At 57.3% G+C, this 25,417-nt stretch carries 25 protein-coding genes; 15 read left to right on the forward strand and 10 right to left on the reverse strand.

What is annotated here, in order from left to right; all coding sequences use genetic code 11:
* The first annotated feature begins 1 nt into the window (after position 1).
* The 6 genes from Q674_RS38260 (at position 2) to sthA (ending at position 5,317) form a co-directional block, all read left to right on the forward strand.
* Complete coding sequence (locus Q674_RS38260; RefSeq protein WP_014421083.1) at positions 2-667, forward strand: NADH:ubiquinone reductase (Na(+)-transporting) subunit D; 666 nt, start codon at positions 2-4, stop codon at positions 665-667.
* Complete coding sequence (gene nqrE, locus Q674_RS38265) at positions 667-1,275, forward strand: NADH:ubiquinone reductase (Na(+)-transporting) subunit E (protein WP_011785401.1); 609 nt, start codon at positions 667-669, stop codon at positions 1,273-1,275. The genes Q674_RS38260 and nqrE overlap by 1 nt, the downstream gene beginning before the upstream one ends.
* Positions 1,276-1,312: 37 nt before the next feature.
* The gene (gene nqrF, locus Q674_RS38270) at positions 1,313-2,539 is read left to right on the forward strand and encodes an NADH:ubiquinone reductase (Na(+)-transporting) subunit F (RefSeq protein ID WP_014421084.1); all 1,227 of its coding nucleotides are present in this window, start codon (positions 1,313-1,315) and stop codon (positions 2,537-2,539) included.
* Positions 2,540-2,548: 9 nt separating this feature from the next.
* Positions 2,549-3,598, forward strand: a complete 1,050-nt coding sequence (locus Q674_RS38275; RefSeq protein WP_031210459.1) for an FAD:protein FMN transferase — start codon at positions 2,549-2,551, stop codon at positions 3,596-3,598.
* 12 nt (positions 3,599-3,610) lie between these two features.
* On the forward strand, positions 3,611-3,853 hold the full coding sequence (nqrM, locus tag Q674_RS38280) for a (Na+)-NQR maturation NqrM (RefSeq protein ID WP_011785398.1): 243 nt from the start codon (positions 3,611-3,613) through the stop codon (positions 3,851-3,853).
* 72 nt (positions 3,854-3,925) lie between these two features.
* Complete coding sequence (gene sthA / locus Q674_RS38285) at positions 3,926-5,317, forward strand: Si-specific NAD(P)(+) transhydrogenase (RefSeq protein WP_011785397.1); 1,392 nt, start codon at positions 3,926-3,928, stop codon at positions 5,315-5,317.
* 28 nt (positions 5,318-5,345) lie between these two features.
* Here the strand turns inward: sthA and Q674_RS38290 are convergent, their stop codons facing one another.
* The 5 genes from Q674_RS38290 to dusA form a co-directional block, all read right to left on the reverse strand.
* Complete coding sequence (locus Q674_RS38290) at positions 5,346-6,119, reverse strand: glycerophosphodiester phosphodiesterase (RefSeq protein WP_011785396.1); 774 nt, start codon at positions 6,117-6,119, stop codon at positions 5,346-5,348.
* A complete protein-coding gene (locus Q674_RS38295; protein WP_014421087.1) occupies positions 6,116-7,243 on the reverse strand; it encodes a 3-deoxy-7-phosphoheptulonate synthase in 1,128 nt (375 codons plus the stop codon). Before Q674_RS38295 ends, Q674_RS38290 begins: the two co-directional genes overlap by 4 nt.
* Before the next feature lie 14 nt (positions 7,244-7,257).
* Entirely contained in the window at positions 7,258-7,707 is a 450-nt protein-coding gene (locus Q674_RS38300) for a TerB family tellurite resistance protein (protein ID WP_011785394.1), read from the reverse strand.
* Positions 7,708-7,733: 26 nt separating this feature from the next.
* Entirely contained in the window at positions 7,734-8,699 is a 966-nt protein-coding gene (gene tal / locus Q674_RS38305) for a transaldolase (RefSeq protein ID WP_023009895.1), read from the reverse strand.
* 117 nt (positions 8,700-8,816) lie between these two features.
* Positions 8,817-9,830, reverse strand: coding sequence for a tRNA dihydrouridine(20/20a) synthase DusA (dusA, locus tag Q674_RS38310; protein WP_023009896.1), 1,014 nt, complete (start codon positions 9,828-9,830; stop codon positions 8,817-8,819).
* A 127-nt stretch (positions 9,831-9,957) separates the two neighbouring features.
* On the opposite strand from dusA, the gene Q674_RS38315 reads away from it, so the two are divergent.
* From Q674_RS38315 to Q674_RS38325, 3 genes are read left to right on the forward strand one after another with little or no spacing between them, the layout of a single operon-like run.
* The gene (locus Q674_RS38315) at positions 9,958-11,490 is read left to right on the forward strand and encodes a YdbH domain-containing protein (protein ID WP_031210460.1); all 1,533 of its coding nucleotides are present in this window, start codon (positions 9,958-9,960) and stop codon (positions 11,488-11,490) included.
* On the forward strand, positions 11,487-11,702 hold the full coding sequence (locus Q674_RS38320; protein WP_022992281.1) for a YnbE family lipoprotein: 216 nt from the start codon (positions 11,487-11,489) through the stop codon (positions 11,700-11,702). Before Q674_RS38315 ends, Q674_RS38320 begins: the two co-directional genes overlap by 4 nt.
* Before the next feature lie 41 nt (positions 11,703-11,743).
* A complete protein-coding gene (locus tag Q674_RS38325) occupies positions 11,744-12,088 on the forward strand; it encodes a YdbL family protein (protein ID WP_023009898.1) in 345 nt (114 codons plus the stop codon).
* Between the two features lie 3 nt (positions 12,089-12,091).
* Here Q674_RS38325 and Q674_RS38330 read toward each other — a convergent pair whose 3' ends face one another.
* Positions 12,092-12,724, reverse strand: coding sequence for an HPP family protein (locus tag Q674_RS38330; RefSeq protein ID WP_023009899.1), 633 nt, complete (start codon positions 12,722-12,724; stop codon positions 12,092-12,094).
* Positions 12,725-12,934: 210 nt separating this feature from the next.
* On the opposite strand from Q674_RS38330, the gene Q674_RS38335 reads away from it, so the two are divergent.
* Positions 12,935-13,849: an ROK family protein gene (locus Q674_RS38335; RefSeq protein ID WP_023009900.1), complete on the forward strand. Its 915-nt coding sequence runs from the start codon at positions 12,935-12,937 to the stop codon at positions 13,847-13,849.
* Position 13,850: 1 nt separating this feature from the next.
* Here the strand turns inward: Q674_RS38335 and Q674_RS38340 are convergent, their stop codons facing one another.
* A complete protein-coding gene (locus tag Q674_RS38340; RefSeq protein ID WP_023009901.1) occupies positions 13,851-14,702 on the reverse strand; it encodes a DUF3883 domain-containing protein in 852 nt (283 codons plus the stop codon).
* A 144-nt stretch (positions 14,703-14,846) separates the two neighbouring features.
* Here Q674_RS38340 and Q674_RS38345 point away from each other — a divergent pair, with 144 nt between their 5' ends.
* Positions 14,847-15,458 (forward strand): class I SAM-dependent methyltransferase, encoded by a 612-nt coding sequence (locus Q674_RS38345; protein WP_023009902.1) that lies wholly within the window; start codon positions 14,847-14,849, stop codon positions 15,456-15,458.
* Here the strand turns inward: Q674_RS38345 and Q674_RS38350 are convergent.
* The 3 genes from Q674_RS38350 to Q674_RS38360 form a co-directional block, all read right to left on the reverse strand.
* Positions 15,455-16,507: an NAD(P)H-dependent flavin oxidoreductase gene (locus Q674_RS38350; protein ID WP_023009903.1), complete on the reverse strand. Its 1,053-nt coding sequence runs from the start codon at positions 16,505-16,507 to the stop codon at positions 15,455-15,457. The genes Q674_RS38345 and Q674_RS38350 overlap by 4 nt on opposite strands.
* A gap of 37 nt (positions 16,508-16,544) precedes the next feature.
* Positions 16,545-17,285, reverse strand: a complete 741-nt coding sequence (locus tag Q674_RS38355) for a hypothetical protein (protein WP_023009904.1) — start codon at positions 17,283-17,285, stop codon at positions 16,545-16,547.
* 76 nt (positions 17,286-17,361) lie between these two features.
* A complete protein-coding gene (locus tag Q674_RS38360; RefSeq protein ID WP_014421098.1) occupies positions 17,362-17,802 on the reverse strand; it encodes a methylglyoxal synthase in 441 nt (146 codons plus the stop codon).
* 207 nt (positions 17,803-18,009) lie between these two features.
* On the opposite strand from Q674_RS38360, the gene Q674_RS38365 reads away from it, so the two are divergent.
* From Q674_RS38365 to Q674_RS38380, 4 genes are all read left to right on the forward strand, one after another.
* Positions 18,010-18,825: an SDR family oxidoreductase gene (locus Q674_RS38365; RefSeq protein ID WP_023009905.1), complete on the forward strand. Its 816-nt coding sequence runs from the start codon at positions 18,010-18,012 to the stop codon at positions 18,823-18,825.
* Between the two features lie 256 nt (positions 18,826-19,081).
* Positions 19,082-21,697, forward strand: coding sequence for an endo alpha-1,4 polygalactosaminidase (locus tag Q674_RS38370; protein ID WP_227501258.1), 2,616 nt, complete (start codon positions 19,082-19,084; stop codon positions 21,695-21,697).
* Positions 21,698-24,886 carry a tetratricopeptide repeat protein gene (locus tag Q674_RS38375; RefSeq protein ID WP_031210463.1) on the forward strand — a complete coding sequence of 1,063 codons (3,189 nt, stop codon included), beginning with the start codon at positions 21,698-21,700 and terminating at the stop codon, positions 24,884-24,886.
* Positions 24,883-25,416 (forward strand): hypothetical protein, encoded by a 534-nt coding sequence (locus Q674_RS38380; RefSeq protein ID WP_023009908.1) that lies wholly within the window; start codon positions 24,883-24,885, stop codon positions 25,414-25,416. Before Q674_RS38375 ends, Q674_RS38380 begins: the two co-directional genes overlap by 4 nt.
* The last annotated feature ends 1 nt before the right edge of the window (position 25,417 follow it).

Raw genomic sequence — 25,417 nt, forward strand, 5'->3', positions numbered from 1 at the left:
CATGGCAGGCTCAACAGCCAAACAGGTTCTCTTCGAACCAATCTTCAGTAACAACCCGATCGCCCTTCAGATCCTTGGTATCTGTTCGGCGCTGGCGGTAACCACCAGCATGAGCGTGAGTATCGTCATGTGTCTGGCGGTTACAGCCGTTACCGCATTTTCCAACCTGGCGGTCTCTCTGGTAAGAACCCAGATCCCGGGAAGTATCCGGATCATCGTGCAGATGACCATCATTGCTTCCCTGGTCATCGTGGTAGACCAGATTCTCAAGGCCTATGCCTATGAAATCTCCAAGCAGCTATCGGTATTCGTTGGTCTGATCATCACCAACTGTATCGTTATGGGCCGCGCGGAAGGTTTCGCCATGACCAATCCGCCGCTGATGAGCTTCCTGGATGGTATCGGTAACGGTCTGGGTTATTCGGTTATTCTGCTGTTCGTGGCGTTCTTCCGCGAGCTGCTGGGTGCCGGTTCGCTGTTCGGTGTAAGCCTGATGCCTGTCGTTAACGAAGGCGGCTGGTACGTACCGAATGGCCTGCTGCTGCTGCCGCCGAGTGCGTTCTTCATCATCGGCCTGGCAATCTGGGGTCTGCGTACCTGGAAGCCGGAGCAAGTAGAAGAGCCTGACTACAAGCTGTCTCGCCATACCGTCAAGGAGGCCTTTTGATGGAACACTATCTGAGCCTCCTGCTTAAGGCGATCTTTGTTGAAAACATGGCATTGGCGTTCTTCCTGGGGATGTGTACCTTCCTGGCCATCTCCAAGAAGATCGAAGCGGCGACTGGTCTGGGTATCGCCGTTGTGGTGGTACTGACCGTCACCGTACCGGTGAATAACCTGCTTTATAACACCATCCTGCGTGAAGGTGCCCTGGACTGGGCCGGTCTGCCGAATGTGGACCTGAGCTTCCTGGGCCTGCTGACATACATCGGTGTTATCGCCGCGATCGTACAGATCATGGAAATGGTGCTGGATAAATACATTCCGGCCCTGTACGCGGCGCTGGGTGTGTTCCTGCCGCTGATTACGGTTAACTGCGCCATCCTTGGTGCGTCACTGTTCATGGTTGAGCGTGACTACACCTTTGGCGAGAGTCTGGTGTATGGCTTCGGCGCTGGCGTTGGCTGGGCTCTGGCCATCATTGCTCTGGCGGGTATCCGTGAAAAGCTCAAGTACAGCGATGTTCCGAACGGACTGCGTGGCCTTGGCATCACCTTCATTACCGTTGGTCTGATGTCACTGGGTTTCATGTCGTTCTCAGGCATCTCCCTGTAATTCACCCGGTGATTCGGTTTAACGAAAAGGCGAGACCATGAATACAGAAATTATTCTCGGCGTGGTCATGTTCACCGTTATCGTTCTGGCGCTGGTTGCGGTTATCCTCGCAGCCCGCTCCAAGCTGGTAAGCACCGGTGACGTGACCATTGAGATCAACGACGACCCCGAGCACACGCTCAAGACCGCCGCTGGCGGCAAGCTGCTGGGTACTCTGGCCAACAGCGGCATCTACCTGTCCTCTGCCTGTGGCGGTGGCGGTACCTGTGCCCAGTGCAAGTGCAAGGTTCTGGACGGCGGTGGCGCCATGCTGCCCACGGAAAAGACCCACTTCACCAACCGCGAAGAAAAAGAAGGCTGGCGTCTGTCCTGCCAGGTTCCTGTGAAGCAGGACATGAAGATCGAAGTGCCTGAAGAGTTCTTCGGTGTGAAGAAGTGGGAATGTGAGGTTATCTCCAACCACAACGTGGCCACCTTCATCAAGGAACTGGTACTGAAGCTACCGGAAGGCGAGGAAGTGGACTTCCGCGCCGGCGGTTACGTGCAGCTGGAGTGTCCTCCGTATGAAATTCCGTTCAAGGATTTCAACATCGAGGAAGAGTTCCACGAAGACTGGGACAAGCACGATATCTGGCGCTACAAGGGCGTGAACAAGGAAGAAACCATCCGGGCCTACTCCATGGCGAACTACCCGGAAGAAAAAGGTCTTCTCAAGTTCAACATCCGTATTGCCACGCCACCTCCTGGTACCGACCATCCGCCGGGTATCATGTCCACTTACGTGTTCAACCTGAAGCCGGGCGACAAGGTTACCGTGATGGGGCCGTTTGGTGAGTTCTTCGCCAAGGATACCGATGCGGAAATGGTATTCATCGGTGGTGGTGCCGGTATGGCGCCGATGCGTTCTCACATCTTCGACCAGCTCAAGCGCCTGAACTCCAAGCGCAAGATCAGCTTCTGGTACGGTGCGCGTAGCGTACGCGAAATGTTCTATGTGGAAGACTTCGACGGTCTGGCTGCAGAGAACGACAACTTCGAGTGGCACGTGGCGCTTTCAGACCCCCTGCCAACCGATGACTGGAACGGCCCTACGGGCTTTATCCACAACGTGTTGTACGAAAACTATCTGAAGGACCATCCTGCTCCGGAAGACTGTGAGTTCTACATGTGTGGACCCCCAATCATGAACGCGTCTGTGATCAAGATGTTGAAAGATCTTGGTGTAGAGGACGAGAACATCATGCTGGATGACTTCGGAGGTTAATCAGACCGCATGACATCCCGCATGTTTCGACCCGCCAGGGTAGCCGTGGTCAGCGTCTTTATGGCGCTGGCTCTGGCCACCCTGGCGGGTTGTTCGTTTCAGGAAGAAGAAAAAGTCTGGGAGATCTCTGGCGGGATTTTCGGGACGACCTATCACATTAACGTCGTATTGCCAGAAGATGAGCAACGGCTTCAGACTCTGGCCAAGGGCATCGAGAGCACGCTGGATCAGGTGGACAATGCCATGTCGACCTGGAAGCCGGATTCCGAGCTGTCTCAACTGAACAGTCTGCGGGACCAGTCGGAGTGGATTGAGCTTTCGCCGGCATTGTTCGAGGTTATCCGGCGGTCAGTCGAGATTGCTGAACTGACGGGTGGGGCGTTCGACGTGACCATTGGCCCGGTAGTGAATCTCTGGGGGTTTGGGCCCAAGGCGCGGCCTGAACAGATACCCTCCGACGATGAACTGAACACCGTACTTGGTGGCACCGGTTGGGAGCACCTGGAGTTCGATGAATTGGCCAGTGCCATTCGCAGCGAGAAACCCCAGTACATTGATCTGTCGGGTATTGCCAAGGGCTATGGCGTGGATGCGGTGGCCCGTTACCTCGACAGTGAAGGTGTTGGCGCTTACCTTGTGGAAGTGGGCGGCGAAGTGCGTACCAATGGACGCAAGCCGGACGGTACCGCCTGGCGTCTGGCTATTGAGCAACCGATAGAGCAGGGCCGGGAAGTAAATAGTGTGGTGGCGCTGGATGCTCAGGCCATGGCCACGTCCGGCGATTATCGTAACTATTACGAATCGAACGGCCAGCGGTACTCCCATACAATAGACCCTGAGACGGGAAAGCCGATTGGTCATCGACTGGCATCGGTTACGGTTATTGCAGATGACTGTATGACGGCAGATGCTCTGGCAACCGGCTTTAATGTGATGGGTTTTGACAAGGCCATGGGCCTGGCAACCCGTGAAAACATTCCCGCATTTTTTATTGTGAGGGGAGACAACGGCTTTGAAACCCATCAAACACCGGCGTTCTCGTCTTACCTTGTCCAGTAAAGGAGGGCAGTAATGGGTACCTTTCTTTTGGTGTTGTTTATTGTGGTGCTGCTGATTGCCGGTATGTCGATCGGTGTGATTTTCGGTCGAAAGCCGATCAGCGGAACCTGCGGTGGTATTGGCGCTCTGGGAATCAGTACTTCCTGTGAGATTTGCGGGGGCAATACCCAGAAATGCGAAGAGAGCCGGAGCGGCTCGGATGAGCCAGTAAAAGCGGAAGACCTGGCATACGATGCCACCAAGGCCGACAAATAACCGCTCCAGGCCAACAATACATTAATAACTATAGCTACGCTTTCAGAGTGTAGATAAGGAGTCAGTGCGCGCATGGCAGAGCATCATTACGACGTGGTGGTTATTGGCGCCGGTCCTTCGGGAGAAGGGGCGGCAATGAATGCGGCGAAGCACAACAGGCGCGTCGCCATCATTGAAGACAAGCCTACGGTTGGCGGTAACTGCACCCACTGGGGCACCATTCCGTCCAAGGCACTGCGTCACTCGGTCAAGCAGATCATCACCTTCAACACCAACCAGATGTTCCGGGACATTGGTGAACCGCGCTGGTTCTCTTTTCCGCGGGTATTGCAGAACGCCCAGAAGGTGATTGGCAAACAGGTGAAGCTGCGCACTCAGTTCTATTCCCGTAACCGGGTAGACCTTATCAACGGCCGTGCCGCATTTGTCGACAAGCACCGGTTGGAAATCCGTGGCAACAAGTCTGTGGAAACCATCCATTTCAAGCAGGCCATCATTGCCACCGGTTCCCGCCCGTACCTGCCGCCCGATGTCGACTTCCGTCATCATCGGATCTACAACTCAGACTCCATTCTGAATCTGTCCCACACCCCGCGTACCCTGATTATCTACGGTGCCGGTGTCATTGGTTCGGAATACGCCTCCATCTTTGCTGGACTGGGTGTGAAGGTAGACCTGATCAACCCGGGCAGTCGCTTGCTGTCGTTCCTGGATGATGAAATTTCCGATGCCCTGAGTTACCACCTGCGTAACAACGGTGTATTGGTTCGCCACAATGAGCAGTATGAATCCGTGAAAGGTGACGATCACGGCGTTGTACTGTCACTGCAATCCGGCAAGAAGATTCGGGCCGATGCCTTCCTGTGGTGTAATGGCCGTAGCGGCAATACCGAGAATCTGGGGCTTGAGAACGTGGGCCTGACACCGAACAGCCGGGGCCAGCTGGCGGTAGACGAGCATTACCGTACGGAAGTCGAGCATATCTATGCTGCCGGCGATGTGATTGGCTGGCCAAGCCTGGCCAGTGCCGCTTACGACCAGGGGAGGGCGGCCTCGTCTGACATTACCCAGGACGAGTATTTCCGCTTTGTGGACGACGTGCCTACCGGCATTTATACCATTCCGGAAATCAGCTCAGTTGGTAAAACCGAGCGCGAACTGACCGAAGCCAAAGTGCCATACGATGTCGGCCAGGCGTTCTTCAAGGATCTGGCGCGGGCGCAGATTACCGGCGAAGCTGTGGGCATGCTGAAGATTCTGTTCCACCGGGAAACCCGGGAAATTCTGGGGATACACTGCTTTGGTGACCAGGCCGCTGAGATCGTTCACATCGGCCAGGCCATTATGAACCAGGAAGGGGAAGCCAATTCCCTGAACTACTTCATCAATACCACCTTCAACTATCCGACCATGGCGGAAGCCTATCGGGTAGCTGCCCTGAACGGCCTGAACCGTATCTTCTGATCAGACCGTTGCCCACCAGAGCCCTGCATCAGGCGGGTTCTGGTGAGGTTTCCCGGATCGGCAGGTTCAACACCGCCTTGGCCCGGTTGTCGAAAAACATACGGGTGCTGGTGGGGTAATCGGTGATAATACTGTCGACCCCCATCTCTTCCAGAAGCAGCATGTCGTGGATACGGTTAACCGTCCAGGTAGAGACATGCATGTTCCGCCGATGTGCCGTCTCGACCATGCCTTTGGTCAGTATTTTCCAGTTCACGCAGAAATATTCGCAGCCCAGCCGGGTGGCCAGGTTCAGTGGCTTGGGAAACTTGCGCTCGGCCACCAGGCCGATGCGTATGTTTTTGTCGCGCCGCCGGATTTCTCGCAGAAACCAGGGATCGGACGAGGTGATGGCGGCCGTCTGGTACAAATCCCGGCGCTGGATGATCTCGGTCAGGCGATTGCACAGGATGTTCAGCCTGTGCCGTGCATCCTTTTTCACTTCCAGTTGAAGGTGCTCAATGTCATCAAACTGATCGAGCAGATTCTCCAGCGAGGGAATGCCGGTTTTCCGGGACCATGAGCTGGTATTGCGGCGCGCATCCATCTCGGCCAGTTCGGCGGCGGTATACTTGCCGACACTGCCTTTCTGGCCGGTGGTGCGGTCCACGGTCAGATCGTGCACCAGTACCGGGATGCCGTCTTTAGACAGCACCAGATCCAGCTCAAAATGCCGGATACCATGCCGGTGGGCATGGATGAAGCCAGGCATGGTGTTTTCCGGAGCCTCTCCTTTGGCTCCACGGTGACCATAAACGATCATTCTGCTGTAGTTTCCCTGAGGCGTTGGTAGATGGCCTGGCGTTTCTTCCAGGTCTCGTGGCACAGGCGAATATCTTCCAGGTAGGCTGGCAGTTCGCTCATCAAAAGCGCCTGCGGGCCGTCTACCAGAGCTTTCTCCGGTTTCGGGTGGAAGTCCACCAATACCATGTTTGCACCGGCAATGACGCCCTGTGCAGTTGCGTGCATCACATCAAGAATACCATCCGGTGACTGGTCCCGGCTGCCCACGGAGTGTGATGGGTCCACACACACCGGCATGCGGGTCAGGCGTTTTACCGCAGGCACATGGGCAAAATCCACCATATTGCGGTGGGGCAGGCCGGCCTCGGTTTTCATACCGCGTAAACAGAAGATGACGTTGGCGTTGCCCTCGCTGGCCAGATACTCGGCTGCGTTCAGGGATTCATTCAGGGTGATACCGAAACCACGCTTGAGGAGCACCGGGTAGGTGCTCTGCCGGCCAATGGCCTTGAGCAGTTCGAAGTTCTGGGTGTTGCGGGTGCCTACCTGCAGCATCACGCCGGTTGGCCGCCCGAGTTTTTCCAGGCAGGTGTCGATTTCCTCGATATGGCTTTCATGGGTGATTTCCATGGCAATCACCTTGATGCCATGCTTGCCTGCTTTCTCGAACACCCAGGGCAGGCAGCCCTTGCCGTGGCCCTGGAAGGAGTAGGGGTTGGTGCGCGGCTTGTAGGCACCCATTCGGGTACATACCTCACCGTTGTCTTCCAGCGCCTGCAGCATCATTTCCACATGCTCGGGTACGTCCACCGCGCAAAGGCCGGCGAAAATGTTCAGGTTGTTCTGGCTGAACTCCACGCCGTTATAAGTAAACCCACTCTGGCGTTGGTCATCCTTGTGGCGCCCAAGAATCCGGTAATCCTCGGAAATCCGGATGGCGCGCTCCACCGCCGGCAGGGCTTCAATTTCTGCTTTTTCCAGGGATTTGGTGTCGCCCAGCAGGTAGATTTCGGTCAGTCGCTGGCTGGCACCCTGAATTTCGTGTACCCGGATACTGACGCCCGGAAGGTTTTCCAGGTATTCCATGGTCTGGCGATAGGCTTCACTATCGAGCGCGGTGTTGGGGTGAAGAATGGCTAACATGGAATCTCCTTGAATCAGGATGCGGATTCTTCCGCCCGGTGCCGGGCCTGCATGAACTCGCGATGATTAAGATGCAGCAGGTCTGCCATGCGGCGAATAAGGTGTTCCTCGTATTTGTCGATACGGCCGTCGGCAAAGGCAACCCGCCAGATACTCTCCAACAGGGACTGCTTCTGTTGCTGATCCAGATGATCGTTAATCTGCCCGGTAAACTGATACAACGATGTGGCGTCTTCGGCGTGGGCGAGGGCATCGTGCAGGATTTCCTCAGCCTCTTCCCGGGTAATCTGGTGAGCCTTCACCGCACAGTCGACAATGGTCTTCAGTTCCCGCTCATCTTCCTGGTTATCGACCCGTGACAGTTGCACCATCAGGGCGGTGGCTGCCACGGCCAGTTGATGTGTATCCGGCTCGACCGGTTCTGACTCGGCAACGGAAAACAGTTTCTTCAGGCGTTCGATCATGGTCAGTTACTTCGTTTCAACAAATGTCAGGCCGCCTGCGCAAGCTGGCGGACCCGGTGCTCCAGTTCGATCTGGTCTGCCGCAAAACGGCGAATGCCATCAGCCAGCTTTTCGGTGGCCATGGCGTCTTCGTTGGATTCCCATCGGAACTGCTTCTCGTTAATCTGGCCCGGCTTGTCGGGCGAGGAAGCCGTCTCCGGGTTGAGTTTCCTGGCCAGAGTGCCCTGATCATCCTTCAGCTCCTGCAGCAGTGCCGGACTAATGGTGAGCCGGTCGCAGCCGGCCAGCATTTCGATTTCGCCGGTGTTGCGGAAGCTGGCACCCATCACTACGGTATTGAAGCCATTGGCCTTGTAGTAATTGTAGATGCGTGAAACCGAAAGTACGCCAGGATCTTCCTCGGCCGGATAGCTGTCGCGCCCGGAGCTGGCCAGGTGCCAGTCGAGGATACGGCCCACGAACGGTGAGATCAGATGGGCGCCGGCCTGGGCACACGCCACTGCTTGCACAAAAGAGAAAAGCAGCGTCAGGTTGCAACGGATGCCTTCCTTCTCAAGCTGCTCTGCTGCGCGGATACCCTCCCAGGTGGAGGCAATCTTGATCAGAACACGACTGGTATCCACACCCTGGCGGTCGTAAAAATCCACCAGCCGGCGGGCACGTTCCAGAGTGGCTGAGGTGTCGAAGGACAACCGGGCATCTACCTCGGTGGAGACCACGCCCGGAATCAGCCCGAGAATTTCCTTGCCGGCCAGCACCGCCAACATGTCTGTTGCGACCGTCAGCTGTTCGGCATCCGAGCCACCGTGTTGTGCAGCATGGGCCACGGCCTTTTCCAGCATGGGCCGATACGCCTCAGAGGCCGCGGCCTTCAGCAACAGAGAAGGGTTGGTGGTGGCGTCTTCCGGGCGCCACTGCCGGATAGCGTCGATATCGCCGGTGTCGGCCACAACCGTGGTCATGGTTTTAAGCTGTTCGAGTTTGCTGTTCATTCGTCCTGTCATCCCGATGGTTCGGTGTTATTCGGGCATTCATCCACAATGCCCTTTTAACTCCTACAATAACGGCAGCTTACGACAGTAACAAGACAACAAAAGGTATGGTGGCGATCAGGTTTCCAAACTGGGTTCCGGTTCTCTGACTTTCGCCAGCGCCTGTTCGACCACTTCCAGCCCGGAGCCGGGTTTGTTGGCATTCTCGCTCAGGTGACGGCGGAATTGCCGGCCGCCCGGCTGCCCGAGGAACAGGCCCATGATATGGCGGGTAATGTGGGTGAGGTACACGCCCCGGTCCAGCTCCTGCTGAATGAACGGGAACATGGCCCGGAGCGCCTCATGGCGACTGGTAACGGCCGGTGGCTCGCCGAAAAGCTCAGCGTCTACCTCGGCCAGCAGCCAGGGATTGTGGTAGGCCTCTCGCCCCAGCATCACACCATCGGTGTGGGCCAGGTGCTCGTGGCATTCCCCGAAGGTTTTGATGCCGCCGTTGATGATGATTTCCAGGTGCGGATAGGCCTGTTTCAGACGATACACCCAGTCGTATTTGAGCGGTGGAATATCGCGGTTCTCCTTCGGGCTCAAGCCTTCAAGAACGGCGATGCGGGCATGCACAATGAACGTTTTGCAGCCGGCTGCTGACACGGTTTCAATAAACTCGCACAGCTCCTCCCAGGATTCCCGGCCGTTAATGCCGATGCGGTGCTTTACCGTAACCGGAAGGTCGGTGGCCTCAATCATTGCGGCCACGCCCTCTGCTACCTTGTCTGGATGACCCATCAGGCAGGCGCCGATCATGTTGTTCTGCACCCGGTCGCTGGGGCAACCCACGTTCAGGTTAACCTCGCTGAATCCGAACTGTTGCGCCAGCCGCGCGCAATGGGCCAACTCGTTAGCGTCGCTGCCGCCGAGCTGAAGCGCCAGCGGATACTCTGAAACATCGTGGCGCAGAAAACGCTCGGTATCGCCATGGATGAGCGCACCTGTGGTGACCATTTCCGTATAAAGCAGCGCCCGCTTGCTGAGGATGCGGGCCAGGTAACGAAAGTGCGGGGTGGTCCAGTCCATCATGGGGGCAACGCAGAAGCGACGGGACAGGGCCTTGGTGGTGGCTTGTTCAGAAGTCATCGTATTCCGGATACAGAAAAATTCGGAGTGGAGTCTAACACGAAATATTATCAGCCCTGCCTCCGTAGTATCCTAAATCCGGCTCTCTATACCTGCATGGAGTAATCCAATTTATCGGAACGACTGGATGATACTGCCACCGCCAAGATCCCCAGCCAGCTTCTTTCGGGCCCTCTGGTTCTGTTTGGTTGCTGTGGTGGCTGGTACCCTGACACTCTCTCAGGCAAATGCCACGCCATGGACGTTCTCGCTCCAGCAAGGTCGGATGGACCTGGCGCTGCCTGACTATGAAATCGCCGGCTGGACAGCGACGGGCATTCACGCAGATATCGTCAATTCCGTTGAAGCAAGTAACAAGCAGGTCGGCGTTACCTTCCGCCCGGGGTCCCGGCTGACAATAGCCCGCATTGCCCGGCAATCCGGAAGCACCCCCGCAGAGTTAATTGATGTCCAGCTGAATCTCGCGGATACCGAGGTAACCGTTGATCTTGGCGCCCCGGGTGCTATGCCGGAACGCACCCGCATCTCCGGAAATGTGCGCATCGACGTAGCGGAAGTCCGCCACCCGAGCCTGAAGCCCCAACGCTGGTGGTTTCAGGGCAAGGCGAGCGGAACGCTGGCAGATCTGGAACTTGAAGGGACGCTGAATGCCAGCTCCGGCCTGACAGCCAATCTCGTCTTGCGTAGCGGGTCGGAGAGCAACTTTACAGCCGACATCCGCACGACCATGGCTGCGCAGAAAGCCGGAGAGGCGCTTGCGGCCACGCTCCTGAACTGGCCGGAATTGCTCTCGCTGGACAACGGTGAACTGACACTTCAGGCAAATCTCAGGGTGGAGTCCAATCAACCACTGGCGGCGGATGCCTGGTTGGATTTTAAGGATGTGTCCGGGGTAATGGACCGTACGGCGCTCACCAACCTGAGTGGGCGCCTGTTGTTTGCCCTGGAAGCGGACACATTAACCGCCGCCCTGCGAGACATCCGGATAGGCGAAGTCGATTCCGGAATCGGCATTGGGCCGATTCAGCTCCTGGCGGATTACGAAGCGAACCTGGCTGCGCCGCTCAGGGGGCAGCTTGCCGTTCAGCAGGCGACAGCCGAGTTTCTGGGTGGCCGGCTTCGCGTAGCGCCGCGCACTGTGGACCTCTCGAATCGTCCCTGGCATGTTCCCATTGATGTCTACGATCTTTCGCTGGAGCGACTGCTGCAGGCGTATCCGGCAGAGGGCTTCTCAGGCACTGGCACCTTGACAGGCCGCATTCCGGTAGCGGTGACCGACGCTGGTGTGCGAGTAGACGAGGGCGCACTAAGGGCGGTATCGCCCGGTGGCAAACTCATCATGCCGGCCGAGCGACTGCAGGCCATGTTGGGTAGCAGCGATGCCATGGATCTGGTGGTGCAAGCTTTGCAAAACTTTCACTATTCGGTGCTGGAGAGCACGATAGACTACGATGAAGAGGGAAAATTGGCGCTCGGTCTGAGGCTGGAAGGTGAGAATCCGGATCTTCGTGGCGGGCAGCCGGTTGTGCTCAACATCAATCTTGAAGAGGATATCCCCGCCCTGTTAACCAGCCTTCAGCTGAGTGGCAGAGTGAACGAAGCCGTGACCGAAAGGGTTCGGGAACGGTTACAACAATCCGGGCAGGAGGCAGTGCCATGACAAATCTATGGCGTTGGTGCCGGCCACTGGCGGCCAGAACATTGCTGGTTTTAATGTTGCCGCTGGCGCTATTTGCGTGCACACCCACTGTGCAGATGGCGGCACCAAAAGAACCGATTACCGTCAACCTGAACGTAAAGATTCAGCACGAGATCTACGTGAAGGTGGACAAAGAAGTAGACGAACTGTTCAGCGAACAGGGGCTGTTCTGAGTAACACCGGACAATGCCAACGGCTGACCAAGGGGTTGAGTATGAAACGACTGATACAACTGGGCGCCTTTGTGTTGGCGCTCGCCGTAGCAATACCGGCGCTGGCCATGGGGCTGGAAGAAGCGAAACAGAAACTGGACACGGCTAAACAGCAGGGCCTGGTGGGGGAAACGCCAACCGGCTACCTGGACGTAGTGCGCGCAGAAGGCGATGCCCAGGCTGTGGTGAAAGCCATTAACCAGGCCCGCAGGGGCGAATACACCCGCATTGCCGAAAAACACGACATTCCGGTGACTCAGGTAGAGACGGTGGCCGGTCAGAAAGCCATTGAAAGAACGCCTGCAGGCCAGTTTGTGTTGATCAACGGCAAATGGGTGAAGAAGTAAGTCTCAATCGGCCGCTGGTGCCTGTTGCCGAATGGGAGTGGAACCGGTGCTGGCCGACCAGAGTGGATAGGGAATACCTGCCAGCCGATTCATCACAAAGGCATGGACCAACAGCAACGCCACCCCCGCCATGAGCACTGGCAACTGCGCCGGATTGGGCATCAGGCCCAGGGAAACGATCAGTGCCGTGGCACCGGCCGGGGGGTGAGCAACCCGAAACACCACCATCAGGCAGCTGGTAAGTCCCAGCGACAATGCCGCCGCACCCACCCTGGGCAGATCAACGCCGGTCATGAATGCCGAAGCCTGACCCTGCAGCCCGAAAATATACAGAGCCAGCAAGCCCATCAGAGCGCCGATCAGGTGCCCGCAGAGTGTGTTTCTGGGAGACGCCGGTTGCGCCATGGGCACATAGAACAGAATAAAAGCCGTGGCACCGAGGGAGGGGAAAATGAAAGCCTCCTGCGTAACCAGCGCCACAAACGACACCAAAGCAATACTGAACCCGCCATTAACCAGGTTGAACACCGCCATCACCGTGGTACGGCTGTACGTGCTCGCCAGGCGCTCCAGGTGCAGCGCCTGAACCAGGCCTTTGGCCAGTTGCCAGCGGAGTTGCTCGTTCCTGCGTCCCATACTGCCTGTTCATGCCCTTATTTGGTGCGTTAAAGGGGGCGGGATGATAGGCAGTGACGGATATCAAGGCAAACAGGGATTTTCGATAATGGTTAAGAGCTTGATGAATAACCCGAGCTTTTATCAGAAAGAAAACGCATAAAAATACCGGGTTCCCTTTCCGCTAATAACACCGTATTTTCTGGGAAACCGTTGAACAAAGAGTGCGGCATGGGAAGCAACTGGCTGATAGGCATCGATCTGGGGGGCACCAAAACCGAAGTCATCCTGATGGACCGGCATAGCCAGGAGCATTATCGCCAACGCTTACCGACCAGCGTCGGCAACTATCAAGCCACCCTGCAAACCATCCACGCCCTGGTACAAAAGGCCGAAGCCCACGCCGGCACCACCGGAATACCCGTGGGCATAGGCATACCCGGCAGCGTTTCGGGCAAAACCGGCCGCATTAAAAACGCCAACTCCACCTGGCTGAACGGCCAGCCCATGCAGCAACACCTTCGTGAACTCCTGCAACGGCCCGTAACCCTGACCAACGATGCTAACTGCCTGGCGCTTTCCGAAGCCACAGACGGAGCAGGGCGCAACCACCACACGGTATTCGCCGCCATACTAGGCACGGGCTGTGGCGCAGGCATCACCGTGAACGGCCAGCTGCTGACCGGCCCCAACGGCGTAGCCGGCGAATGGGGCCATAACCCGTTACCCTGGACACCGGAAGCTGAACTGCAACAGCGCCCCTGCTTTTGTGGCCGGTATGGCTGCAACGAAACCTTTCTTTCCGGAACCGGGTTGTCACTCACTCACAAACTGCACACGGGACAGCAACTGCCCGCCCACACCATTGTTGCAAACGCACGAAATAGCGACCCGCAAGCCACCGAAACCCTGAAGCAATATCTGGAGCACCTGGCCCGGGGCCTGGCCGCCGTTATCAACGTGCTGGATCCGGACATCGTCGTGCTGGGTGGCGGCATGAGTAATGCGGAACAGATCTATCGGAGACTGCCGGAAAAGCTTTCGAGCTATGTGTTTGGGGGTGAGTGTGATACGTCGATTGTGAAAGCCGCCCATGGAGATTCCAGTGGGGTGAGGGGGGCGGCTTGGTTGTCCGATTTGCTATAGGCTATCGCAACCTGCAGAGGAAATTGGCGGCATCCATATGGCAATGATCGCTGATTGAACCCTTCAATGAGAATAGCTTGGGAGATCTCCGAAATTCGAAAAGGCGGTATAGCTGAAACTGGCTTTGGAAGTCGGACGAAAACGAAACTTCATTGCGAGATGCATAAAACGGAGTTTCTTTCGCAAATGCCGTAGTTTTGACCTCAATGAATCGTTCTTTCCCAGATGTTTCGAACGATAGGATATCGTAACCCAGTCCGTCTCCCTTAGATTGAGAAGCGTGTTCTATACGATTTGCTAAAGTGATTTCGCCCGCAGATCTGAGGCGATACTCTTCGTATTCAAGTACCAGTAACTCGCCCGCGTTTCCTAGAGCTGAGTTTCTGGCCTCCTGCGCAACATAGTCTCTTCGGGAGGCTGCGCGCTGTGGATGGTACGCGGATGATGGCTCCCTGATTTCTGCAGATGTCGACGGTGCCTCAACGACAAGTCTAGAAAACTCTACTGAGCTCGGAACGGTTGCTGGCTGTTCGACAGCTGCTTGGGAGATACGATCGAATTCTGGATGTGAAGCAATCCAGTCCTCAACGTAAATCGCGAGCGCTTCTTGATAGTTACTTCTGGGTTTGTAGCCAGGTATCCAAAAGCAATTCAAATCCCGGAGTACTGCGCTAATGTTCTGGTGCTTCAGCTCAACAGCAGCATTGCTGCGATTATTGAGGTTCTCTAGTAGCTTTCGGCGGTGGGCACTTTTGTTATACAGCTGACCTGCAAGCTCGAGGGTCAACATCTTCATGTAATCTGCCACTGTAAGTGCTATTTCTTCGTTGCTCCAACGATCTGCCCTTGGCATAAAGAATCCTCTAAGACTGCAAGCTCAAGTAGGTGGAGCTATCTTGACCGAGTAATATTCATATGACAATTCGCGAAATAAAACGCTCTCAGTTATTCCAAGCCAAGCTGCTTTCTCATTGAGTCGACCGCGGAGGTCGCGTTAATGACCGTTGTTACATACAACATAAACGCCCAAAAATTCTTCACCCAATACCAGTCCCTGACCTTCGAACAGGTCCATAGCCACTGGCTCCCTCATTTGGATAATGTAACCGGCCTCGCGCTGGATGTGGGCGCCGGCAGTGGCCGCGATGCGCTGGCATTGGCGGAGCTTGGCTGGGACGTGGTGGCGGTGGAACCCGCTGTAGAGTTGCGCCGGCTGGGCGAGTCGGCAACGGCTCACCGCAGTATCCAGTGGGTGGATGATGCCCTGCCGGATCTGAGCGAGATCCGCAAACTCAGTTACCGGTTTGATCTGGTGCTAGTGTCTGCCGTTTGGATGCACCTGCCCCCCATACACCGGGAGCGGGCGTTCTGGATTCTGACTGAGCTGCTGGCGCCGTCCGGCATGCTGGTGATCACCCTGCGCCATGGGCCGGGGGATGGTGAACGGCAGTTTTATGAAGTCACCAAGGCCGAGCTGGACAGCTTTGCTCTTCGTCGCGCGGTTATGTCGGTGCCTTTGGCGGATTCACCTCGGGCCGATCAGTTAAACCGTTCCGATGTGTGGTGGGAGACCGCCGTTTACCTGGCTGCAGACAAACCTTCCAGTTAAAGCATAAGCTGTTTCACCAACTCCCCCGCCGAAACCTCCCTGCACCCACTTACATTCTGTCCGCTCCATAACGGTGAAAAATCACCGGATCCTGCGGCTTCAGCCGCTGCCCTGAGTGGTGCGATGGCGTTGGTTGCCAGTGGAAATGCCGGTGCGAGCTCTGATATTGGCCCGAGTTCTCGCATTACCCGGTTAACAATGCCCCGTGCAGGGCCTCCGGAAAACAGGTTTGTCAGGGCGGTATGCCTGGCCTGCGGGCTTTTGAGTGCCTGCCGGTGCAGGGGGCGGGTGGTTGCCTCGGGACACAGCATAAACGCCGTGCCAATCTGCGCTGCCGCTGCGCCAAGCTTCAACGCGGCCTGTACTCCCTCTGCAGTTGCAATGCCACCGGCCGCGATAACGGGAATGTTCACGGCGTCCACAATCTGAGGCAACAGGGCGAAGGTGCCCATTTGTGTGGTCATGTCCTTCGTAAGAAAAATCCCTCGATGACCGCCCGCTTCCAACCCTTGGGCGATAATTGCGTCTGCGCCGTGTTGTTGCAGCCAGATGGCTTCCTCCACAGTCGTGGCGGTAGAGAATATCTTTGCCCCGGCTTGCCGGACTCTATCCAGCAATGCCGGCTCTGGTAGCCCGAAGTGGAAGCTCACCACTGCCGGGCGGGAGGCTTCAACAATAGCTGCGGATTCTTCGTTGAAAGGCATGCGGCCGGGGCCGTTGCTGATGGTGGCTGGATCTATCTCGAATTCTTGGTAATAGGGCGCCAGTGCCTGCCTCCATCCGGCCTCCTGCGAGTCATTCGGGGCGTGCGGTGTATGGGCGAAAAAATTGAGGTTATAGGGGCCACCCTGGGTGGCTTCATTCAGTGCCTGAAGTTCTGTTTTCAGTGCATCGGGGCCGAGCATGGCGCAGGGCAGAGAACCGAGGCCGCCGGCGTTGGTAACCGCGGCTGCCAGGCGGTAATCCTGAACGCCAGCCATGGGGGCCTGGATGATGGGTTTTTCTACGTGCAGTATGTCCAACAGTGGATGCGGCCATGATCGGGGCATAATGTGGGATCCTTAAAGGCGGTTTTCCGATGCTCAGTCAGCTTTTGCTGTGTTGATGTCGACGGAGGGACTCCAGTACTTCGGCTTTGATTCCTTCGCGTTCAAGTTGTTCGAGCACCTTGGCGAGTTGATCAGCGAGCACAGCATGTCGCTGGTTAAGGTAGTGGTAGAACGTAAAAGTCGTCACGGGCTTTCGGATCGGCTTTAGCCGATGCCAATGTTCGTTTGTCAGCGGTGATATGCCCTCAACATCCGAGACGAAAGCCACGTCAACTCTCCCTAGCTCCAGAAGGGAGCGGACCTGATCGTAATCGTCTGCAAGGATAGGCTCCATGCCGAGCTCTCTGGCTTTGTCCTCGGCGATGATGGCCCCCCGGAGTACAGATACCCGAAGAGGTTGATTCTTGGGTGAGTGTGGCAGGTCGTGGGTTTCTGTCTCCCGGACAACGGCCAGAAGCTTGCCCTGGAGAAGAGGGAACTCAACCCTCACGAGGTTTGGGTAATTCGATGCGACGGCATCAACCCGGTAGAGGTCGCCATCCAGGCCGCCATTGTCGGCCAGCAGAAGAGCGCGTTTGGTGGGCACCTCCATCACGGAGACACCGACACCCAAACGTTGGTAGGCGATTTCCAGGATTTGCCTTGCGGCTGTTGCGCTGGGCACACCCTCAATGGTTGCCAGTCTGACTTCTGCCGGCAACCCGTTGGCCGTCGTATGGGGCGCAACGAATGCCAGAGAGGCAAGCACTGCGATCAGTAATCGGCGTATTGCTTCCATAGTCTTTCCCCTCGGCTCCTTTCAAGGGTGTCCCTACATGTTAGTTCCGATCTGGACGTCTGGCTGTTTTTTTCGGTTACTGAACTTTGCGACCAGTGTATTCCGAGAAGTCCGGCTTCTGTGGCTGGTGCTGGTCGTCGGTCATATAGGCAGAGGTCAGCACGAACTCTGCGGTGGCCCGGTTGCAGGCAACGGGGATGTTCCAGAGGGCGGCTATGCGCAGCAGGGCCTTGATGTCAGGGTCGTGGGGCTGAGGTTCGAGAGGGTCCCAGAAGAATACCAGCAGGTCGATTTCACCTTCAGCAATCTTGGCGCCGATCTGTTGGTCGCCCCCCAAAGGCCCGCTCAGCAGACAGTTGAGATCGGTTCGTCCGAGGCTTTCACTCAGTAGCCGGCCAGTGGTGCCGGTGGCGTACAAACGCAACGGGGCAAGGCGGGTGCGGTTCTCGTTCGCCCAGTCCACCAGTTCCTTCTTCTTGTTGTCGTGTGCCACCAGGGCAACGGATTTTACGGCCATGTTGCGTCCTTAATCTGTGAGGTTCCGTCAAAAGGGGCAGAGTGTTTCATAAACGCGTGGCCCGGGAAATAGGACGATGGCGGCATCACACCGGCACCGGCTACGTCAATAGCCAAACACGGGGCATTGGCCGGCATTGAAGGCATGGAGGATTATGCTGGCCGGGGGTACGCTGGCGGGATAACAAGGATTTGCGGAGCGTGTGGTATGGCGGGTGGTAATGTACAGAAGAAGTCTGCGAGGAAGGTATACATCACCGGTGGTGCCAGCGGAATTGGCTTTGAACTGGCGCGGTCTTATCTGCGTTCAGGGGGAGAGGTTACCCTGTTTGATATCCAGCCCATGGAATCCGCTGTGGAGGGGTTGGCAGCCATAGCGGGGCCGGCATCCATTCGAACATTCGCCATGGATGTGACCAAACCGGGCGGAGTGAGAGAGGCCTTTGCCTCCGCGGCGGAGTCTTCACCGCCAGATCTGGTCATTCACTGCGCGGGAATCGCCATTGCGGCCGATTTTGAGGCCATAGACGACGATGCCTATGCCCGGGTGATCAACATCAACCTGGTAGGTACGCGCAATGTGGTGGCCGGTGTCCTGCCCCATTTGAAAGCAGGTTCGCAGCTGGTTCTGGTTGCATCCATGGCCGGATTGGTGGGGTGTTATGGCTACGCGGCTTATTGTGCTTCCAAATACGGAGTGGTGGGGTTAGCTGAGGTGTTGCGCATCGAGCTGGCAACGCGGGGCATTGATGTCTCTGTGGTGTGCCCTCCGGAAGTGGAAACGCCGATGGTAGAGGCGGAGCGCTTGAATCGCCCCAGGCAAACCGAAGCGCTGAAGTTGATGGCCGGCACCTTGCCTTTGAATGTCGCCGTGGCGCAGATCCGCAAAGGTATCGATCGCCGTCGGTTTATGATTATTCCGGGTTGGCGGGCCAGGGGGCTTTGGTTTACCAACAAGCTGCTCCCGGGGTACTGGACGCGAACGCTGGCCGACTATCTTGTCAGCAGGTCGTCGCATTCGTAGGTTGTTGATGCAGGTGATCATTTTTTGGCCGTTTGATGTATGACCTTTGTCAAGCCCATGGTACCCTAGGCACCTTCTTTCTTTGCTGCCTGTTTGGCTTGTTGGTTGCGCTGCCTCCATGACGTTTTTCAGAGTTCTGACGGTTCTTTCACTCCTTTTCCATGTGCCGGTTTTATCCGCCGAGAGTCCGAGAAATGTTGGATTTTACTATGGCCACGAGTCACCGATAGGGCCACTTTTTGCCTACGACTGGCTGGTGTTGCAACCGGATCAGGCCACAGATGCCCGGCTGTCTCTGCTTTCCCGGGGAGGGACTGCGCCCCTGGCGTACGTTGCGGTTGACGAGATTGCCAAATCTCACGCGCTTTTCCCGCAAGTAGATCCGGCCTGGATCGTTGGTCGCAACAAGGCCTGGGGGAGCGTGATTCTGGATATCCGCAAACCCGAAGTCCGGCGGTTTCTCGTGGATAAGCGCGTTGTGCCGGCGTTGACGCGAGGCTTTGAAGGGGTTTTTCTCGACACGCTCGATAGTCACCTGATGGTGGAAGCCGGCAAGGTAGACGCATTGAGCTTCGCGCAAGCGCAGGCTGATCTGATTGCCGATATCCGAGATAGGTACCCTGAAGCTGTCATGATTATTAACCGCGGCTTTCATCTGCCGGTCCGGGCGCTTGATCAGGTGGATGCGCTGGCGTTCGAGTCCTACTTCGAGGGCTTTGATCCAGAGTCGGGTCGCTATCGGCCGGTTCCTGAGGAACATCGGGAATGGCTGGATGCTCGTATTGCCGAGTGGTCGGCTCGATATCCCGAAAAGCCCGTTATTGCCATTGATTACACAGCGACGCCACAGTTGGCTCAAAAAACGGCCCATCGTCTTCGCGATCGGGGCCTTTTGCCGGTGGTCAGCAACCAGGCGCTGGATCGATTAGGCCCGACGTCGCCAGAGACGATACGCCGACAAGTGCTGGTGTTGCATGACCTGCCGCCGCAGCAAGCGGATCAGAGTCAGGCCCACAGCCGTCTGGGCGTTATTCTGGAATACCTCGGGTTTGTACCGGTATACCGCTCTGCTCTGGAACCTCCCTTATCCGAACCCGTGCTCGACCGGTATCACGGCGTGGTTGTCTGGTGGGAAGCGGGCACGGCTCATAACCGCCTGTGTCAGTGGCTGGGTAATAGCGTCCGAGACCAGTTGCCGTTGGTTTTAATGGGGTTAATGCCCGCAGCTCCTGCCTGCCAGCGACTCGTTTCTGGCCAGCGCATGCGGGTCCCGGAGGGGATGCTGCAGGTTTCTGCAGTTCAGGAGACGGTTGGCAGGTTTGAAGGTAGCCGTCTGCCGGCGCGGGTTCCTCTGGCGATGCCGCCCGCCATGGATACCTATGAGCCATGGATTCTGATAGAGGACAAGAACGCGCGATCCTACTCCCCGGTATTTATTCGCCCGGAAGGGGGCGTTGCGCTGAGCCCGTTTTTGTTTGAGCCAGGGCCAGACAATGCGGCGTATTGGCTGTTTGACCCGGTACGGTTTATGGCCGATGCATTGAAGCCGGAGATTCACCCTGGCGTGGATGCAACGACGGAAGCCGGTCGACGCATCGTCACGGCCCACATCGACGGCGATGGAGCGGTTTCCCGGGCTAACCTGCCTGGAACCCCGCAAGCCATCAAGGTGATCCTGGACAAGATCATCCGCCACTATCCCATTCCCCATACGGTTTCCGTCATCGAAGCGGAAGTCTCGGAGCGCGGGGTCTATCCGGCAGAGAGTCGGGAGGCGTTGGAGACTACGAGGCAGATTTTCCGGGAGCCGAATGTCGAGGTGGCTTCTCATACGTTCAGTCACCCGTTTTTCTGGCGCATGATGGAAGGTGGGGAAGCGCCGACGGCCGAACAGGCCGCCTACGGATATGCCATGGAAGTGCCGGGTTACGAACCGGATCTGAAAAGGGAAATCCCGGGTTCGGTGGCCTTTGTTAACGAGCTGACTCCTGACGATAAAGCGGTTCGTGTCTTTCTGTGGAGTGGTGATGCCCGGCCCGGTAAAACGGCGTTGCGAATGGTGAGGGAGTTGGGTCTGGTCAACGTCAACGGTGGCAATACCCGGCCGTTGAAATATGATTCTACCCTCGCGGCGGTCTGGCCGGATGCCCGCCTGGTGGGGGACGAGCTGCAGGTTCATGCGCCCGTGCTGAACGAAAATGTCTACACCGATCTCTGGACAGGCCCGTTCTATGGTTATCGTAACGCCCGGGAGAGCTTCGACCTGCTGGATGCCCCATACCGGTTGAAACCCAGCGGGATCTATTATCACTTTTACTCCGGCACCTACCCGGAGTCGATCAAGGCCCTTCATGAGGTCTATCAGCATGCGCTGGACAAACCAAATTCACCGCTATACCTGAGCGAATACGCAACGCGGGTCCAGGCCCGCTATTACAGCGTTACGACCAGGGACGACGATGGCGTATACCGCTGGAAAGGGGTATACACGCCAACGACCGTAACACTGCCCGATTCTCTGTATCCGGATATGAAAAATAGCACCGGAGTTGCCGGTTTCATCAGGCATGGTCAGCGACATTACGTTCACCTCACAGGCCCCGGCGCAGCGCTGGCGGTGAGTGAGGTCGCCCCTCAGGGCGTATATCTGGAGTCTGCCAATGCCAGGTTGACCCGTTGGGAGCGCGAGCAGGTTTCCGGGGCGACTTCGCGCGTTACTGTCTCGGCAAATGGCCATGTGCCGGTGGAGTTCCGTTTTGGTGGCGCTGAATCCTGTCGAGTGGTAAGTGAGCACCCGGCCACCCGCCTGAGCCCGGTGGCTTTCAGGTTGTCCGGTAAAGCGGTGTCGAACGTTGTGGTGGAGTGTAGCTGAGTGAGGCGAAGCTCTTCCCGTCCCAATCTGTTTGGGGTTCAGGCGTTGGCGGTGATGGGCGTGCTGGCCATTGCGTTGCTGTACGTAGTACACCCGAGGGAGGCGTTTTTTGACCAGATCGGCAGCCTTGAGGAGCCGGATGCGCTCTCCCTGGCTTACCTCACCGTGTTGCTGAATTCTGATTCCGATAATAAAGAGTTGCGCTATCGGCTTGCACAGATGCAATCGGATGTTGGTGAATCCGAACAGGCCATGGCAACGTTGAGACCCTTGCTCCATGAGCCGACAGTGTCGCCGAAAGCCGTGGAGCTGGCCTTGACATTGGCCATTCAGAAACTGGCGGCAGCGACTGATGAGCCTACCCGCGCTGAGCGAAAGGCTGACCTGCTGGTTCTGGTTGAGCGGCTGATTGGGGGCGCAGGTGCCCATCCCCGAGTACACAGAAGCGTAGAGACGGTGCTAGGTTGGCTCACGCCGGGTGAGCAACTGAGTTTGCTGCCGACGTTGATCTCATCAGCGGAGGGGCAAGACCGGTTGTGGTTAGTGATGTCGCTAGGACATGCTCAGGTCGCTGCAGGGAACCCGGCAGACGCTGCGGAAACCCTTGCCGGAATTATCGACCAGTTACCCGCTGAGGAGCAGGGCAAAGCGGCCAGGGAACTGGTGCGACTATACCTTGCCTCAGGTCAACCCGTCCGCGCGCTGGATACCTTTCAGGCCCGGAATCTGATGTCTCCGGGAGCCGCGGGACTGCAAGAGGCCATTCAGTTGGCCCGATTGGCGGGCAAAGACGGTCTCGAACGACAATGGCTAGAGTCGTTGATGCGACAGTATACGGCCGATATCACCGAACTCCGTCGTTTGCGAGCCCTGCAGTTGGGCCAGGGAGATCTGGCCCAGGCGGCAATGACGGCTGAGCGCGTTGCCGGGATGCCGGCGGCCGTGGTTGAGGATCGAATCTGGGCCGCAAGGGTGTGGGAGTGGCGAGGGCAGCCGGAGAAAGCCCTGGCCCGCTGGCAGTCGCTTTATCTTTCTGCCGGTCACCCCGAGGCACTGCAGCGCGCAACAGCGCTTGCTCAGGAACTGTTTCGTTGGCCTGAACTGGTGAAAACCCTCGAGACGGCGAGGGCAAGAGGCGAGCTTGGGGCCGATGGTTACCTTGTGCTTGGTGATGCCTATACCAGAGCGGTGGAACTGGACAAGGCGGTTGCGGTGCTTGAGGAAGCACAGCGAAAGTATCCCTCCGTCGCCGGGTTCAAGGACCGCCTGTATCAGTTGTACGTTAACAACAATCGTTATCTCGACGCCATTGCCCTGTTTGAGCGGCAGGATGTGCTCAGTGAGGGAGACCGATTGGTTCTGGCCAATCTGTATTGGCGAACCCGGCGCGTAGAGCGGGCGTTCGAAACCCTGTCGGTATCGTTCCAGAATCCGGATTTCGCTGCAGAGGCAGAGCTGATGCGGCTGGATCTTCTGACTATGCTGGGGGATGTCGACAAGATTCGGGCTGAGTATTCGCAATTGATGGCTGGTTCCTGGCGGCAGCATGGACCTGGTGTGGCGGATCGGCTGATCGGCCTGGCCGCGCAGTTCGGGGATTATGAGCGTGTTGCGGAACTCGCCCGTTACCGGTTTCAACGTACCGGGAATGCCCGTTACATTCCCATTCTTGCCGATGCACAGGCGAATACGGGGCAGTGGGAGGCGTTGGAGCGTACGCTGGCACAGTGGCGGTCAGACCCGGCCCACCGTCAGGATGGCCTTTACTGGACATTCCGGGGGCGACTGTTTGAGCAGCGGGGCAAGGCTGGTGACGCAGAGAAGGCCTATCGACAGGCGCTGCGTCTGAATCCTGGAAGCGAGGACATCCTCAGCGCGTGGGGCTGGCTGTTGGTGGCAGAACCTCAGCGCAAGAGCGATAAGCTGAATGCCATTCTGACAGAACTGTCATCACAATCCGGGCAGCGACAGTATGCGTTGCTTGCGTATGGATACTCGGCACTTGGGCAGGATAAGCGGTCCAGGTATTGGTTACAGAAGTGGCGAACGGAGAATGCCGTTGAGCCCCGCGCCCTTGAGGAGCAGGCGGGTCTCGCCCAGAGTCTTGGCGATCAGGCGAGTGCTTTTCATCTCAGACGTCTCGCCGCTCGACAGGTTCCTCGACGCGTCGAGCCAAGAACCCCGTCACGGCAAAGAAGCCCTGATGAGTTGTCCTCCGGATACAGGGCGCAACCGGTGTTTGGTTCCGAGAACCGTGCTGCCCAGTTGGGCTGGCAGCAGGAGCGCATCAGCGACATGGCTGTGAATCATTGGTTCGGCGCGTGGGACTACAGTTCGGAACGCTATCGGCTGACCGGGCGAGCGGCCCGCGTTGATACCAGCGACGACACGAGATTCACGAAGGCTCCCGAACCGTCCAGCGAGGCCATGATTGAACTTCAGAATAACGCCACAGATTGGTTGTTTACCGCTGGGCTTGGGCACGTGGGGCGTCTTGACGGCGATGAACTGAGTACCAGGTTTGAGGCCCGGTTCCAACCACTGGGCCGGTGGCAGATGGCAGTGGGGTATCATTCGGGAGAGCGCTCGACCGATTCGGCAGAAGCTTGGTGGCTGGTTTCCAGGGACAGCACTTCGTTTGAGGGCCTTTACCAGCCAGACAGCCGAACAACCGTTGGGGCGCGGTTAGCATCACTGTCATTTGATGCCGGTTCACAAAGCAGTGTGGCGGAGGGACAACGGCTCGAGGTGTTCGGTAGTCATCTCGTGGCTCGCCGTTATCCGGACTGGAGTGTACGGGCGGAATATGTGTTGCAGGATCTGAATCGACTAGAGCGCCTGGAAGGCGCAGTGCAATCGCTGTTTGAACGACCACTCCAGACCGGTGAATTGCTCACCGAACACTACGAGCGCGTGTCTGTCGGTATGCGGTGGCAAGAGCATTCACCTCACTCGTTGCTCGAGCAACAGGCTCAGCCAGGCTGGTTCCTGGATGTGAACACCGGCTATGTTCTTTCCACCGATACCGTCGAGTACGGGCTTGGCGGCGGTGTAAGCTGGTCGCTATTCGGGGATGACGAGATCGCGCTATCTGCCGGTTATGCGTCGGATAGTCTGAGTGGAGACAGCTCGCTGGACGCACGTGTTACCTATACCTTGTTTTTCAAAACTGCGGGAGAAAACCGATGATTCTTTTTCGACCTCTGCTGCTGGGGCTACTGTTTGTCGCCCTGAGCGGTTGTTCTACCCTGATCACGGAATCGGGTGACACGCCTGTCAGCCTGGCGGAGCAAGTGGCGGTTGTGCCTTTTGTGAATCTCTCGGAGACCCCTCAGGCTGGTGACCGGGCCGCCAGTATCGCGGTTGCCATTCTGCGGGCGGAGGGGGCTGGCCGGGTAGAGCTGTACTTGCCCGAAGACCAGAACCCACTGATGTATGAGAGTCAGGCTCGTCAGGCTGAAGCGATGGACATGGCGGATCGGGACGGGGCTGATCTTATCGTCACGGGAACGGTGGAAGAATGGCGTTATAAGGCGGGTTTCGACAGCGAACCCGCGGTTGGCGTGACAATGATTGTCAGACGCTCTGGCAGTAACGCTATCGTCTGGTCCGGAACAGCAGCTCGCACGGGATGGGGGCGGGAGAGTCTCGGAACGGTTGGGCGTGAGGTGCTTCAGGATCTCATTGATGCCATGCCTTTGGTTCGCGGCGAAGACTGAT

It is taken from the genome of Marinobacter sp. EVN1 (assembly GCF_000475375.1).
Lineage (GTDB): Bacteria > Pseudomonadota > Gammaproteobacteria > Pseudomonadales > Oleiphilaceae > Marinobacter > Marinobacter nauticus.